Source organism: Paenibacillus sp. FSL H8-0332, from assembly GCF_037963835.1.
Lineage (GTDB): Bacteria > Bacillota > Bacilli > Paenibacillales > Paenibacillaceae > Paenibacillus_AQ > Paenibacillus_AQ rhizoplanae.
The window spans coordinates 5,607,409-5,622,867 of record NZ_CP150145.1; the positions used below are offsets into that span (position 1 = coordinate 5,607,409).

General features: G+C 55.0%; 12 protein-coding genes. 1 reads left to right on the plus strand and 11 read right to left on the minus strand.

What is annotated here, in order from left to right; genetic code table 11:
- Positions 1-22: 22 nt before the first annotated feature.
- Entirely contained in the window at positions 23-550 is a 528-nt protein-coding gene (gene hpt, locus NST43_RS24200) for a hypoxanthine phosphoribosyltransferase (protein WP_209993996.1), read from the plus strand.
- A 352-nt stretch (positions 551-902) separates the two neighbouring features.
- On the opposite strand, the gene NST43_RS24205 is transcribed toward hpt, so the two are convergent.
- From NST43_RS24205 to NST43_RS24255, 11 genes are all read right to left on the minus strand, one after another.
- The gene (locus NST43_RS24205) at positions 903-2,465 is read right to left on the minus strand and encodes a glycoside hydrolase family 76 protein (RefSeq protein ID WP_339219851.1); all 1,563 of its coding nucleotides are present in this window, start codon (positions 2,463-2,465) and stop codon (positions 903-905) included.
- Between the two features lie 56 nt (positions 2,466-2,521).
- The gene (locus NST43_RS24210) at positions 2,522-3,580 is read right to left on the minus strand and encodes a glycoside hydrolase family 76 protein (RefSeq protein ID WP_339219852.1); all 1,059 of its coding nucleotides are present in this window, start codon (positions 3,578-3,580) and stop codon (positions 2,522-2,524) included.
- A gap of 17 nt (positions 3,581-3,597) precedes the next feature.
- A complete protein-coding gene (locus NST43_RS24215) occupies positions 3,598-4,674 on the minus strand; it encodes a glycoside hydrolase family 76 protein (protein ID WP_339219853.1) in 1,077 nt (358 codons plus the stop codon).
- A 42-nt stretch (positions 4,675-4,716) separates the two neighbouring features.
- A complete protein-coding gene (locus tag NST43_RS24220; protein WP_173132356.1) occupies positions 4,717-5,604 on the minus strand; it encodes a carbohydrate ABC transporter permease in 888 nt (295 codons plus the stop codon).
- 33 nt (positions 5,605-5,637) lie between these two features.
- Positions 5,638-6,525 (minus strand): sugar ABC transporter permease, encoded by an 888-nt coding sequence (locus NST43_RS24225; protein ID WP_339219855.1) that lies wholly within the window; start codon positions 6,523-6,525, stop codon positions 5,638-5,640.
- 41 nt (positions 6,526-6,566) lie between these two features.
- The gene (locus NST43_RS24230) at positions 6,567-7,868 is read right to left on the minus strand and encodes an ABC transporter substrate-binding protein (RefSeq protein ID WP_339219856.1); all 1,302 of its coding nucleotides are present in this window, start codon (positions 7,866-7,868) and stop codon (positions 6,567-6,569) included.
- A 310-nt stretch (positions 7,869-8,178) separates the two neighbouring features.
- A complete protein-coding gene (locus NST43_RS24235; RefSeq protein WP_339219857.1) occupies positions 8,179-9,351 on the minus strand; it encodes a GntR family transcriptional regulator in 1,173 nt (390 codons plus the stop codon).
- Positions 9,352-9,446: 95 nt separating this feature from the next.
- The gene (locus NST43_RS24240; protein WP_339219858.1) at positions 9,447-10,607 is read right to left on the minus strand and encodes a glycoside hydrolase family 88 protein; all 1,161 of its coding nucleotides are present in this window, start codon (positions 10,605-10,607) and stop codon (positions 9,447-9,449) included.
- The gene (locus tag NST43_RS24245; RefSeq protein ID WP_339219859.1) at positions 10,600-11,967 is read right to left on the minus strand and encodes a hypothetical protein; all 1,368 of its coding nucleotides are present in this window, start codon (positions 11,965-11,967) and stop codon (positions 10,600-10,602) included. Before NST43_RS24245 ends, NST43_RS24240 begins: the two co-directional genes overlap by 8 nt.
- 70 nt (positions 11,968-12,037) lie before the next feature.
- A complete protein-coding gene (locus tag NST43_RS24250) occupies positions 12,038-13,786 on the minus strand; it encodes a sensor histidine kinase (protein ID WP_339219860.1) in 1,749 nt (582 codons plus the stop codon).
- Positions 13,787-13,809: 23 nt separating this feature from the next.
- Complete coding sequence (locus NST43_RS24255; RefSeq protein ID WP_209994004.1) at positions 13,810-15,426, minus strand: response regulator; 1,617 nt, start codon at positions 15,424-15,426, stop codon at positions 13,810-13,812.
- Positions 15,427-15,459: the final 33 nt, after the last annotated feature.

Genomic DNA, 15,459 nt, shown 5'->3' on the forward strand with positions numbered 1-15,459 from the left:
TAATCCATAAGGAGCGTCAACCATGACCCAAATTACCAAAGTTCTGGTCAGCAAGGACCAGCTGCAGCAACGAGTAAAAGAACTGGGAGCTGAAATCTCGCGTGACTATGAGGGCAAGGAGCTTGTCCTTATCTGCATTCTTAAGGGCGGCGCCGTATTCATGTCCGACCTGATGCGTGAGATCACCTTTCCGGTCGGCGTCGACTATATGTCGGTGTCCAGCTACGGGGCAAGCTCCACCTCCTCCGGCGTCATCACGATCAAGAAGGATATCGACATGGATATCCGCGGCAAGCATGTCCTGCTCATCGAGGATCTGATCGATACCGGCCTGACGCTTCAGCATCTGAAGGAGCTGTTCGCCCTGCGTGAAGCGGCAAGCGTACGCATCTGCACCATCCTCAGCAAGCCTTCACGCCGTCTGGTCGATGTTCCCATCGACTACAGCGGGATTGATATTCCCGACGAATTCGTCGTCGGCTACGGTCTCGACTATGCTGAGCAATACCGTAATCTGCCAGAGGTCTGGATCGTGGAGACCGGGGACTAACACGGTCAGATTTAAAAAGTTGGAGTGGGCGCGATGAGTGGGCTCTGACGGACCTGAGAGACGCTATTCCCCGGAAAACACCGCTTTTTGCCGTTTAACGGACGGAGTGGACCTTATCGTCTCTCTACGAGAGGTTTAAGCGTAGAAATTCCAAGAATAAGCCCTATGGGGTCCGTTACTTTGCCCAAGTGGTGGCTTTCATCTGGAATAAGCGCTCCTCAGTCCGTTACACCTGTTTAAATCTGATGATCCACTAGAACCAATAAGCCAGCACAAGGGAGCGCCGTACGGCGCTCCCTTGTGCTGCAATATTACCTCCAGGACCTAGAAACTCCATCGTCGCCCGCAAAAATTAAAGCCCGCTCAGCAAATCAACATTAAGATAGTTCGTATTTCCCTGTGCACTGTTATACCCCAATTGAATGGTGTTAGAGCCTGCATTCAGCGGTACCGTGACCGATACCGTTCCGTATGCACTCCAGCTGGATGTCGAATTGAACACCAGATTGGAGGCGGCAACCGTGCCGTTCACTTTTACGAAGCGGGAAGCATTGCCTGCCCCTGCCGCGTAGCGGAAGGTCACGGTTCTAGTTCCGGCCGTATTCTGGTTGACATAGAAATCAATGGAGGTGCCGCTTGTGTTCCAACCCCCAACATACCCTCTTCCTGTATAGCCGGCATTGGTGCTCTCATTGATCATACCGCCTCCACCAACCAGCGTCCGCGCTGCATTCTCCGCTTCGTAGGCCCCGTTACCGGCAATGTATCCGGTGTAGCCGTCAGCGGGAACGAGCTGCAGAATGGAAGCGCCCGCAGCGGCAGCTAGGCTCTGCACATAGGAAGTGCCCGTATTACGCAGCCAGTCGCTGCCGATGATTCCGTCGCTCATGCGGCGGTGATTCCAGGCCTGAGTTGCATTCTGCTGAAGAAAGCTTAAGTATTGCGGCTGTCCGCCCAGCGTACGGAGACGGTTCAGATTGCGGGCAAAGACCATTTTGAAACCCGCAGCATCATTCTCCCCTTCATACAACAGAGTCTGGGCGGAGACCATTTTATTAACGGCATACCCGGCTGCATTGTTGGCATCCGTTAGGTAAGCGGAAGCTCCGGTAGCCTGGTACAGGGATACAGCCGCCCCCAGGAACGTTCCGTAATTGTAAGTGAAATCCCAATCCTTAATGAGACCGCTGCCCGCACCTTCAATATGATCATTGATTTTGCTGCCATTGACCAGGGTGGATTTGGTCCAATTATAGATTTGAGTAGCCTTGGTCAGATACGCATTATCATTGTAGGCACTATACAGCTTGACTGCGGTCATGACCATCGGGGCATTCGTGGCCATATTCTTCTGGGCATTGGCTTGGCCCGGTACATGCGCATCCCTTCTCCACCAGATGCCGCCGCCGTACGCGCCGTCCCATTCGTTGTAGATTTGGCCAAACAGGAAGCTGGAACGGTTCAGATACTCCGTGGTTCCAGTCAGTTCATAGGCCCTTGCGCAGGCCAGCGCCCACCAGCCCAGATCATCGTTGAACGGATTCGTCATCATATCCGGGTATTTGGCGTTGAATCCGGTGTAAATGTCATCAATCATCGTGCGGTAGACATTGCTGCCCGTGCGTTCGTAGGCATCCATTACGGTCTCCCAGAGCTGTGCCTCCCACCAGAAATCGGTGTAGAGCCCCCCATCCGGTCCGTGGGCATGTTCGGAATGAATCAGATGATCGCTGTTCGTATAGAAGTATTTGGCGGAAGAATCATAGAATACCTGCACGAATGAGTTCATTGCAGCATCAGCATTGGATACGGTAAAAGCCTCTGCCGTACCTCCAGCACCTGGAGCAGGCACAGTCAGAGACAGGGACAATAGACAGAGAACAGCGGCCGTTCTTACTTTCTTCCAGATGAACATTTCCGGGTACCCCCTTCATTTGTACATTTCGTCCATAACCGTCAGTCGGCAATGGGCTAATGCGTAAGCTTGGCTGCTCCCTCAAGCAGCATCAGACCGCTGAGCTGAACACTGAGCTGTACCGGCAGCACGGGAATCTGCTCCCAAGAGGGTCCGCACAGCCCCAGCGTCCGGTCCAGCCCTTGCACCCATAGCGTACGGGCATTGGCCCATATGACTTCACGGACCCGGTCATTTCCGGGGAAATGCTGCTCCAGCTGTACCAGATAGCGGATCAGAATCCCCTTGAATAATCCGGTATCGTCAATCCCTTCATCAGGCAGCAGCATAGATTCAGCGTGGCATAAGCGGTCGATGCAGGCCTCAGCGGTCCGTCGGGCATCTGCGGCATAGCCGGAATCGCCGGTGACACGGCAGAGCTCGATCCCCGCTCCTATGAACACCCCCTGACAATAAGTGAATTCCCAGCCGTAATCTATCCGCCCATCCCCCTGCCGGTTGATTCCATCCCATACGAACCCGGTGTCAGGGTCAACCAGATTCGCCTGATTCCAGCGGTAAATACGGATCGCCCAGTTCAGATCCTCCTCCTGTCCAAGCAGCGAGTATAGGCGGGCGGCCAGAATAGCGGCCGGGGCATTCGCCGGCGTGTTCTTGTAATCCGGCTGATCCTTTTTCCAGGCCATTCCTCCCCCGCAGTGTTCATTCCAAGCCGTCTGAATATCCGCCCATAATTCAAGCACAGCACTCAGATATTCCGCTTCGCCGGTAGCCTGATATACCCTCAGCAGCGCAAGGGCAGTCCATTCCATATCATCATAATAATTATGCGTGAACGTCCCGCCGTTATAGGCGTGTAAGCTGCGGCTCAGACTGCGGATGCGTTCGGCATATTTGGAATCCCCCGTCCGTTCATAAGCATCGCTCAGAACATCAATGACATGAGCCTGCCACCAGTAGTAGAAATTGTCGCCTGCCCTGCTGTACTCCCGCGGATACCATTGGTTCATAATTCCGCTGTCCGCATTATAATAGTGCCGCCAGAAGGAGTCTTGAAGCCAGTCCGCACGTGCTGCCCAGTTCTCTGCTAATGCTGTCCCGTTATAATGATCCATAAGCCAGCTCCTCCTATTTAAAATGAGGGTTGAGCATTCGGCTGCCTGGTCCCTGTAAGCACAGCCATCCGCTCCAGCAGCTTAATACCGCTCAGCTGGGTGCTCAATTGAACAACATCCGAGGGCGCCGTAGTCCAGTCGGGTCCGAATAGCACCTTGTCTGCCGGCTTCCCTTGGCTCCACAGCATCTCTGCGTTGCTGCGCAGGAAGGCCGCCGCGGCGCCGTCTTCCGGCTCGGCCAGGGCCAGCTCTGCCGCATAGCGGACCAGAATGCCCTTGAAGAGACCGGCATCGCCGCCGCCTTCATCCGGAAGTATGCCGTCATGCGGGCCAGCCAGCTCCTTGACCGCTGCGGCGAAGGTGCGCCGCGCTTCCTCAAGATAGTCACGGTTCCCGGTAATCCGGTATAGCTCGATAGCCGCACCGATATACACACCTTGATTGTACGAATATTTCCAATCCTTATCGATTCCGCCGTCACCGGTTCGGTTCATCCCATCCCAGACGAAGCCCGTGTCCGGGTCTACCAGATGGGATTGCAGCCAGCCATACAGCGCATGCGCCCACTCCAGGTCCTGCGGATCTCCAAAAGCCTGATACAGGCGGGCGGCTAGGATCGCAGCCGGGGCATTCGCTGGGGTGTTCTTGTAATCCAGCTGTGTTTTCTGCCAGGCAATGCCGCCCCCTGAGTGGCTGTTCCAGCCGGTTCTGATATCCGTCCAGAGGATAAGGGCCGTCTCTTTGTATCCCTCATCTCCCGTTGCCTGATAAGCGCGGAGCCAGGCCAAGGCCATCCACTCCATGTCGTCGTACAGCTCATTGGGCCATACCCCGTCATTGCGGCGGAGCAGTCCCGCATGCAGAGCGGATAGCCGTTCACGGTATCCGGCAGCCCCGGTCCGCAGCAGACCGTCCACCAGCACATCCACGGCATGTGCCATCCACCAGTAATGAAAGACCGTATTACATGCTCCATCTGGACAAGGAGTCTCGATATCATACATTCCGATAGCTTCGTTCCAGAAGAATACCTCCAGCGCTTCCTGCGCCGAGTCCGCACGTTCCGCCCATTGTTCAAGCTCTTTTTGCTTCATATGGTCTCTCTCCCCGTCTATGATTTGCCACCGGCCGATAACTCAGCCTTTGATGCCGCTGAAGGCAATCCCCTGTACAAAATAACGCTGCAGCGCCAGGAACAGCACCAGTATCGGCAGAATTGCCACCAGCGCCCCGGCCATCATCGGCCCGTAGTCTGTCTGGAAATTATATGAAAAAGCCTGCAGGCCCATCTGAATCGTTGCCTTATCCGGATCATTCAGCACGATCATCGGCCACAGGAAGCTGTTCCAGCCGGCCTGGAAGGTGAAGATGCTCAAGGTAGCCAGCGCCGGACGGGTAAGCGGCAGATAAATCCGCCAAAAAATTTTAAATTCCCCGCAGCCCTCAATCCGGGCCATCTCCAGCATGTCACTGGGGAGCGTAAGAAAAAATTGCCGCATGAAGAATACCGCGAAGCTCCCGGAGGCCCCGGGAAGAATGATGCCCCAGAACGAGTTCATCAGCCCGTTGCCGCCCCCGCCAAAAATATCATTGCCTCCGGCAAATGGAATATGGCGCATCACATACACTGTCGGGATCATCGTCACAATGCCGGGAATCATCATTGCCGCCAGCAGCACGCGGAACACCGGCTTGTTCAGCCTGAATCTCAGCTTCGCAAAGGCATAGCCGCTAAGTGATCCAAAAAACAGGTTGGCCAGCACGCCCGACACGGCAAGCACGAGCGAATTCCAGAAGAATAACGCAAAAGGCACCGTTGAAAAGGCTTTGCGGTAATGCTCAAAGGTCAGATGCTTCGGAAACCACTGGATCGGCATCGCAAAAATCTCATCATCCGGCTTCAGCGAGGTTAGCAGACTCCAGTAGAATGGCAGAAACATAACAACTGCTATAAGGATACATACAATATAAAAAATGAGCTTGTAGAGGCCCTGCTTCAAGGCCGAACCGCCAGTAACACCCATCCTGTGAACCTCCTTTTCCTGGACAAGCTGCCCCTAAATGATCGACTCTTCGGCTTTGGAGACCCGCATATTAATCAGCGAAAAAATAAGAATGGCTACAGCAAGCACGAAGGCCTGCGCCGAGGCATAGCCCATTTGCAGCTGATTGAAGCCCTGCTGATAGATTAAATAGACCGGGGTCTTGGTCACATTGGCCGGACCGCCCTGCGTTAGCACAAATGCCTGGTCAAACAGCTGCAGCGCACCAATAATCGCCATCGTGCTGACCAGGAAGGTCGTCGGCCGCAGCTGCGGCCAAGTGATGAAGCGGAAGCTGGCCCATTTGTTCGCCCCGTCCAGCCGTGCCGATTCATAGAGATAATACGGGACACCCTGCAGACCGGCCAGATAAATAATCATGTTGGAGCCCACGGATTGCCAGAGGGTGAGCATCACAATGGACAGCATGGCCGTACTTGTCTCAGACAGCCAGGCCGGGCCGGTAATGCCCACATAGGACAGCAAGCCGTTCACCAGACCGAATTCAGGATGCAGCAGCCAGATCCATACGGTCGCCGCCGCTACCGCCGAGGTCAGCGTGGGCAAATAATAGAAGGTGCGGAAGAGCTTAACCCCCCGCCATGCCCTGCTCAGCAGCATCGACAGCAGCAGGGAAATGATAATATTCAGCGGAACAAAAATAATCGAGTACAAGAACACATTCTTGAACGTCTTCCATAGCAGACTGTCGTCTATCAGGCGACGGTAGTTCTCCAGGCCGACCCAGTCATTTCTGCTAAGCACATCATAGTTGGTGAAGCTTAAATATAGAGCCATCACAACAGGGATGACTGTAAATACAGCGAACAGCAGCACCGTAGGCGTAATGAATACATAGGCCGTCCGGGCTTCGTGCCGTTCCACTTTTCTCATGGAAGCCATACAACTCCCCCTCTCCTCATCCGGCAAGCTTCCAGGGCAGACTACTTAACAACCGCATTGTCCTTCAGCATCTTGTCGCCTTGCTCCTGAGCCTTCTTCAGCGTGTCTTCAATGCTCTGCTTGTTCTGCTGGTTCAGTTGAAGATTAGGCGCAAGCGCATCGGTCTCCATCACAGAATAGCCGGGATGCGCCGGACGGATTTTGGCAAATTCCAGCGTATCCAGGAACGGCTTCCACTGCGGATCATCCTGGAAAAACGGATCTTCCATCGAAGGCTTGAAGCCCGGAAGATTGAGGCTGGTCTTAGCCCACAGCAAGGCGTTATCCTTGTTCGCTGTCCACCATTTAATGAATTCCCATGCCTCATCATGATGCTTGGAGCCCTCAGGAATAACGAGTCCGAAGCCGCCCATCACACTGCCTTTGTCGCCGCCCGGTCCGGCAGGAGGCGGTACAATGCCATAATCGAGATCTTTACCGTATTTGTTATAGGTACTGAGCATCCAGGGCCCGGAATAGAGCATGGCGACCTTGCCTGTAACGAAGGCATCCTGCCCTTCGCCAAGTCCCAGCTCAAAGCCAACCTTATACACCTTTTCTTTGTTCATCAGGCGGTCCCAGAATTCAAGCACCTGCTTGCCCTGCTCATTATTGAAATTGGTTTGGCCATCCTCTGTAAGCATCTGGCCGCCAGCCTGCTGGAGATACATATTGAACAGGCCGAGGTCACCCATGGAGAAGCCTGCCACCTCTAGCTTGTCGCCGTTCCACTTGGTCAGCTTAGCAGCAGCCTGCTCCAGTTCATCCCAGGTAGCCGGAGGCTGAAGTCCCGCTTCGTCCAGCAGCTTCTTATTGTAGAATAACGCCCGGGCATCAACGGTCAGCGGAAGCCCGTATAACTTATTGTCATGGGAGAGCTCGGTCAAGGACTCGCTGTAGAAATCATCCTTGGAAATGCCGTCACGCGTTAAGTACTCATCCACCGGATGCAGCACGTTCTTGGGAGCATACAGCGAGGTCCGCCAGCGGTCCCAGAACAGCACATCGGGAGCGCCGCCATTCGTAGCCGCAGTCAGGAATTTGGTGATCATATCCTGCTGCAGCACATATTTGACATGAATCTTATCCTGGGATTTGTTGAAGGCATTCACCATGGTCTCGAACTGCTTCTGGCCTTCACCGCCCCAATCGCCCCAGAACGTGAGCTCCGTCTTCTTTCCGCTGCTGCCGCTTCCGGCTTTGCCCTCATTCGCAGCATTCTCTTGTCCCGAATTGCCACTGCAGCCCGCCGCCAAGGCAGCGACCATCATCACCGAGAGTGCCGTAACCAAACCTTTTTTCATTGCTTCATCCCCTTAATTTGTATTTGTCTGTTACAGGTTCCAGGGCTGCCAGCCTCTTTGCTCCACAAGTTAATCTTCCGCCAGACCCCTGCTCGCTTTCAGTCGGAATGACCTCCTTTTTATTCAATGAAGCGCTTTCACAAATGAGTATATTGGCATTTAAATGATATGTCAATATGTATTTATAGATAATAATATACTAACATATGAAATGCACTGTAATTGCTAGACTGCAAGCTTCACCTCCGAACCGGAGACGGATCCATTTGAGCGCACCAAAAAAACCCATCCGGCGGAATGGGTTTGCGGATTACAGCAGCTTGTTGTGACGGACAGGGCCGGTCGAATTCCCGGGAACCAGCTCAGCTTCCAGCATCACCTTATTGGGGACGGATTGGCCGTTCATAATACTGAGCACATTCTCCAGGGCAATCCGGCCCATCTCCTCTTCATTCTGCCGCATATGGGTGAAGGCATAGCCGCTGCCCAGATGTGTCGGCGGACTGTCAAAGCATATAATGGAGATATCCTCAGGTACACGCAGTCCCAGACGTTCCACCGCAGTCTTCGCGAGCAGCGCGATATTGTATTCAATGGCAAATAACGCCGTGATTGACGGATGGCTCTGCAGATGGGTTACAAGCCGCGAGAGGTCCCGTTCAATATTATCTGTATTAAAAGACTTTGGCAGCGTCGAGGTTAAATCGCTGACCCACAGCTCCTTGTCCACCACGACTCCCCGCTGGGCATGGGCTTGAATGAAGCCCTCAATCCGGTCCTCCACGGCAGTGGTATCCACGGGAGGCGGAGACAGAAATGAAATATGCGTATGCCCGAGGTCAAACAAATACTCCGTCGCATCGAGAGCTGCCTCCAGATTATTGGAGCTGATGGATGCCGCAGCCACTCCTTTGAGATGTCTGTCTACCAGCACGAGCGGAAACCGCCTGATGACCAGCTTCAGAATTTCCGCATTGAAATACTCGCCTTGGGCCGGAAAAATAATCAAACCGTCCACACCCAGTTTCAGCAGCTTCTGGATCGCCTGCTCCTCATTCTCCGGAATACCAAAGGTTCTCCGCAGCACCAGGAAGCAGTCACTGTCGCGTGAAGCCTGCTCCATCCCGTAGATCAGCCCCGTCCCGTAGCTGTTTCCAAAGTCGGTGATGATCAGGCCGACTGTTTTGTCACCGGAGTGAATCTTCATGGCAGCAGGGGTTGTGATGTTCATCCCCGGGTCAGGCTGCCCAGCGGAAGCATCTGCTACGAACGAGCCGCGGCCGGGCTTGCGAACAATCAGCCGTTCGGCGGCAAGCATCTCAAGTGCTTTCTTGCTGGTTATACGGCTGACCTTATAGGTTTCAGCCAGCTCTTTCTCGGAAGGAACCCGTTCTCCGGGTTTATAAGCCTCCGTAAGGATGCTCTCCTTCACTTCATCAAAAATCTTCTCATACATCGGCTTGGAAGAGGTAGATTCAGTCATAACGTTCTTGGTCCCCTGACATTCATTTTTCAGTATCATACATAATAATATATCATGATATATAAAAATTGTCGATCCAGGTCGCCAGAACTTATCTACCAATAACGCTGCCACTCTCCAAGCACCCGCATCAAGGCCTCACAGTAGAAGTAATCCCCCCAGAGGGTGCATTCGTCAATCCCCCAACCCCGTGGTTTGTTATAGACACCATGCAGCAGAATTCCGTTTGAATGAGGATGCTCCTTCGTTGTGTACCGCTCAGCAAGTACAGCCAGCATCTCCAGGGCAGTTTCTCTGTATCCGGCTGCACCCGGATCGTCAGCCGGTAATTGCCGGAACAGCTCCAGCAGCCCGCAGACAGTAATAGCAGCAGCCGAGCTGTCCTTCTCCTGGCCGTCGCCGTCCGTAAATATCAGATCCCAATACACAATGCCGTCTGCCGGAAGTTTTGCCAGGAAATAGTCGGCCAGCTGCCTGGAGGCATCAAGCAGCGATGAATCGCCCGTATGCGCGTAGGCAAGCGCGAAGCCGTATATGCCCCAGGCCTGTCCTCTCGCCCAGCAGGAATCATCGGCATACCCCTGATGAGTGTTGCCGTACAGCGGCTTACCCGTTTCCGCGTCCATATAATAGGTGTGATAGGAGGTATGGTCTGGACGGACCAGATACCGGGCTGATTGCCGGGCGTGTCGGTGGGCTATGGATGCCAGGGCGCTGTCCCCGGTCTCTTCAGCAGCCCAGTGGAGCAGCGGAAGATTCAGCAGGCAGTCAATAATCATCCGGCCGCGCTGCGCCGGGTCATTCAGATCTCCCCAGGCCTGAATGATTCCAGCCTCGGGAAAGTAACGGTCCGCCAGCAGTCCGGCCGCTTCCAGCGCCATCTCCCGCGCCGCCGGATTGCCGGTAATCCGGTAGGCAGCAACCGCCGAGAGGCTGTACAGAAAACCCAGATCATGCGTATCCACCGCGATCCGCTCCTCCACCCGCCTCCGGAAGCTGTCCAACTGCTCTTCTGCCGCTTCCCGGTACCTGCTGTCTCCGGTCCATTCATACGCCAGCCAGACCATGCCGGTCCAGAAGCTGGCCGTCCAGTCCGTATTCTCTATCGCAGGATAGACCAGACCTTGGCTGGCCGACGCCGGGAACAGCTCCGTATATACGGGCAGATTCTGCTCAATTTTACCTACCGCAAACTTCAGGGCCTGTTCGAAGAACAGCCGCTCATCCTCCTTGAGTTCACACAGTACTTTATGCATGGCCTTCCAGCCTCCTTTTTAAGCGGAGTGTAAGTCCGATTGTCTGCCGGCCGCCGGTCAGATTGAATCTGAGGAAGGCTAGCTTATCCTTAATCAGCTTAACTTCAGCACCGCCTGAACATGCGCTGACTTCATAGCCCGCCAGATCATCCCAGTACACTAACCCGAACGGAACAGCGCTGCTGCTCCCAATCTCATATTCAAGCTCAATCACCGTATCCGTCTTCAGGTACTTCGTCACGAATACCGGCGGAACAGCTTCTGTGAAATCATCGTTCATGTTCAGCTTGCCGATGTAATTGCGCAGCAGACGGGGCCTGCATTCTCCCTCCACGAAGGACAGCTGGCACTCTTTATCATAGTATAGAAAGGTTTCCGGCCAAGGGCCGAAGCCCACTCCGCCCAGAGTCATGGTGTATTCGTTAACCTCCGGCCGTACCGGATAATCATGGGTCAGCATATAAGATGGTGCCGTGTATTCATTCTGCTCTTTATACAGGCGTACAGCATGGGGTAAAGTCGTTAAGGTAATAGGATAGCTGGTAATATAGTTAAAAAAGAGATCCAGCATCCCTGCACATTCCTCGACATGGGAAGCCGGGAATACAGTGAACCGGTCTGTGAACTCCATCTCATGGCCTTCCTGCTGCTGGAGGAAAAACACCTGCCCGTTATGATCCGTATTGAACAAATATTCATCGAACAGATGCTTCCAGTAGTCGATATTCTCTCCCGTACACAGACCGGCGCGCAGCACATCGTTGGGATCCGTGGAATAGATGACTGGGCTGCCGGTATGGTAGGTGGCATGCAGGTCACGGGCGGTCCATTCACAGGCCACCACCTGGCCCCGGCCGGAATGCGGCACCTTGAAGCTCCCGCTGTTCACATACCAGGACCCCCAGGGAATGCCCTTATGGGTGATGCCATCCCACCAGAACTGCTCATAGCAATATCCCCACATGCCTTCAAAATCCAGTTCTTCCAGCACTTCAATCACTTCATTGTAAATCTTCCCCCTTGCGGCCACCTTGGTGGTGGCCCATGGGAAGGCCTCTTGCAGCAGCGACCAATCCTCTTCCAGCCGCCGCTTCAGCACCTCCTTAGAGGAGCCAGCCTCCTCTTCGAAAAAGGGGCATTGCAGGATGACATCATCGCCGTAGGCCGCATGCCATTCCCCGATCCGTTCCCGCAGGACCGGAATCGAGCCCCGGTTGACGATCCAGGTTACGGGAATCGCATATTTATGCGCAAGCTCCGCAGTCCGCTCAATCCCGTCAAGGGCGACACCCTTGCCCCAGTCTGCATCATAATGGGCAGCGTAGCTGACGAAGGTATAAATAAGTCGTTCCGGTTTCAACACAATCCCTCCAGATATTCATAGTTTGTTCCTGCCGGACCCTGCCCGGCGCGGCTTCTCCGCCGTTGCCCTAGTTATCTTCATACTCTCCCGGAAACCGGAGGGTTACGGCGGTAAGCTTGTAGGGCTCACTCTCCAGCTCCATCGCGGCCTTGTCCCCATAGTGCAGGCGCAGCCGGGTGTAGACATTCCGCAGAGCGTAGCCGCCATGCTCCTGCCTGCCTGCTTCGACAAGTCCGGCTTCCACCCGCTCCTTGTCGAAGCCTTCCCCGTTGTCCTCCACCTTACAGACGATGAAGGTCCCTTCCCGGTACACGCGGATGATGATCCGTCCGGTATGGCCTTCACTCCTGAATCCGTGGAGAATCGAGTTCTCCACCAGGGGCTGGAGCAGGATTTTTAGCAGCGGCTGCTCTTCCAGCCCTTCCTCCACTGTAATCTCATAGGTGAACAGCTCCTCGTAGCACTGCTGCTGCAGGCTTAAGTAACGGCTGACATGATCTACCTCCTTGGCTACGGTTGTCAGATCATGGCCGTTATTAAGCCCAAGCCGAAACAGTTGGGACAGGGAGACAATCATCTCCTTCACATCCTCCTGCTTGCGGGATTCTGATTTCCAGAGAATCGTATTCAAGGTGTTGTAGAGAAAATGAGGATCAATCTGCGCCTGTAGCGCCTTGACCTCAGATACGCGCTTCTGCTTCTCCGCCTCAGTGACGTTCTGGATGAGCTGCTCAATTTTGACCAGCATGATGTTGAAGCGTTCGCCCACCTGTGCCACCTCATCCCTGTAATCGCTGGAGAAGCGCACGGAGAGATCATTGTCACCGGCTCGGGACATCAGACGCTGCAGCCGATAGAGAGGGCGGATCAGCAGGCCGGTCATCCACTTCGACAGAATCAGTGCCAGCGGAATGAGCGCGAGAACGATAACAAGGGTGGCCCACCACATGTAACGGATATCCTTCAGCAGCACAGCCTTGGGCTGGAAGTAGAAGATCATCCAATTATCGGGAAAGGTCACCTTGGCCCAATTGACCAGATATTCCTTCCCTTCGAACCTGTATTCAAAATGATTGCGCCCCGCGTTAACCTCGCTCTGGAAGGCCGCTTCCCGCATCGGGGCTACGAAGCGGGAATGCTCATCCATCACCGGATTACCTGCTGCGTCAATGACTGCAATGCTTCCGCTGTCGCCGACCACATTCGTCTCGGCATATTCCTTGATGGCAGACTCCCGCACATTGACGACCACCTGCACATCGGTTCCCCGATAGGCCGAGATCGGCTCAATCAGCAGGCTGAGGACACGGCCGCTGTTTTCGAAGAGCCCGTCACGGTGGGCCGGAACCCACAGCGGCAGCGTCTTCTCCTGCATAATCCGGCTTAGCGGAGTGTCCGCGAAATCCAGATTCGTCCGCTTCGCCCCGGTGACAGAATAGAATTCACCGATGGGCGTGGACACAAGCACCGAATCAATGGATGGCTCGATCAGTTGCATTTGGACCAGGGGTACCTGCAGCGCGTTGTTCAGCGCGAAATAAGAATAGTAGCTGGCCTCTGTTCCCGGCGAGGCGCGGAGAATATCCTCGAAGGGCGGACTCATCATAAAGGTCAGGACCGACAGCCGGACCTTGCGCAGCTTCTCCTCCAGCGCCTGGGCCGATTTGCCGATCATCATCTGGCTGAGCTCTGCCGTCTTGCGCTCCAGAAGCCGCGAAGCCAGGTATTGTGAGGAGACGCCTGTAACCCAGATCGCCAGAATCACGATGGACACTATGCCGATCCAGAGCCTGGTCTTGAAGGTGGAATTGTGCATTAATGTCCGCAAAATCGGCTTTCTCATCCGTTGCCCTGTCTGGGCCCATAGGCCGCCCGGAATTCCGTGGGCGTCATGCCGGTCGTTTTCTTAAAGACATCGCTGAAATAGGAGCGCTCCTCATAGCCGAGGCTTTCGGCAATTTCGGCGATGGGCCGGTCACCGGCCAACAGCAGCTTGGCCTGCTCCATCTTCTCCTGGATGACGAAAGCGCCGACAGAGAGCCCGGTCACCTTCTTGAACAGGTTGGAGAAATAGCTGGTGCTCAGGTGAACATGGGCAGCATAGTCGCCAACCAGCAGATTGAGATGCAGATGCTCACGAATGTAGCGGATAGCCGCCTGAATCGCCTCTTGGGCGCTGAATTGCAGCCGGGACTGGACCTGCGCACAGCTCAGCTTGCTCAGCTGCTTCAGCGATTCGCGCAGATCGCTCAGCACCGCGCGGGGCGAGGTCAATGCCTTCATTAGCTCGGTCAGCTCCGGACTCCCGGCCAGTTCAGGCACCGCATTGCGGATCAGAGCGGCAAGCTCTACACAGAGCGCCTTCGCACTGTCCGGCGAAGGCAGGGCTTCTGTCTTCCCGGCAGTTTCCAGCAGCATCAGCAGCAACTTCTCGGCCTGCCCGGCATTACCGGAACGCAGCGCATAGACCAGTTCCTTCTCCAGATCGGCATCAGGACGCGGAAGCACCTCGGGGCGCTGCGTGATATGCTCCCAGAAGAATACACTGTTGCCTCCGGTATAGAATGTGTAGGTTAGTGCCTCTACCGCCTGCTGATAGGCAACGGGAAGCTCATCCAGCTCCTGAACCGTCCGGCTTACGCCTGCCGAGACCGTGCATTTGGAGTAACGCTCGGCGTTCTCCCGGCATTCCTCAGCGATTCCCAGTGCGCTGGCCCCGTCCCCTGTGTTGATAATGAGCACGAAGCGGTGAACCGATTCGCGGAACAGCGTTCCCTTGGCCACCCGGAGCACAGTCTCCTCTACGATGTTCTGCACGGCAAACCGCAGCAGCTCCGCATCATTGACCGGAATCTCCTCGCTCTTCTGTACGAAATGGTCAATCTCCAGCACCACGACGGCGAGCGGAGAGGACTGCATATCCATCTGCAGAAATTCCCAGCGCCTGCGCAGCGTCTCCGGCTGGGCCGAGAAGCGGACCAGCAGGCTGAGGTATTCCTGGCGCAATAACGGCATGCTCTCCCGCAGCTTCTGCTGCATGTCGCTCAGCTCCTCGCTATGCTGCCGCTCTCTCTCCAGCTCCTCCGCAGCTTTCTTCACCACTTCGGCCAGCTGCCTCGGCGTGAAGGGCTTGAGGATATAATCGAAGGCGCCCAGACGAAGCGCTTCCTGCGCATGATCGAAATCGGAATAGCCGCTGATGAAGATAAATTTGGCCTGCGGGAGCTGCGGCCGCAGCTCCCGCATCATCTCAATGCCGCTCAGCCTGGGCATACGGATATCCGTCACAATGATATCGGGCAGCTTCTTCTTAACGAGCGCCAGACCTCCCTCGCCACTGGATGCCGTGCCCACGATGTCTATCCCCAGTTCGCTCCAGTCCATATCCCGGGAGATCCCGTTCACGACAGCGCGGATATCATCAATTACGACCATGGTATATGTCCGCTTGATCATAGGTGCCTCCTCCTTCAAAAGCCTCCTCCGGCC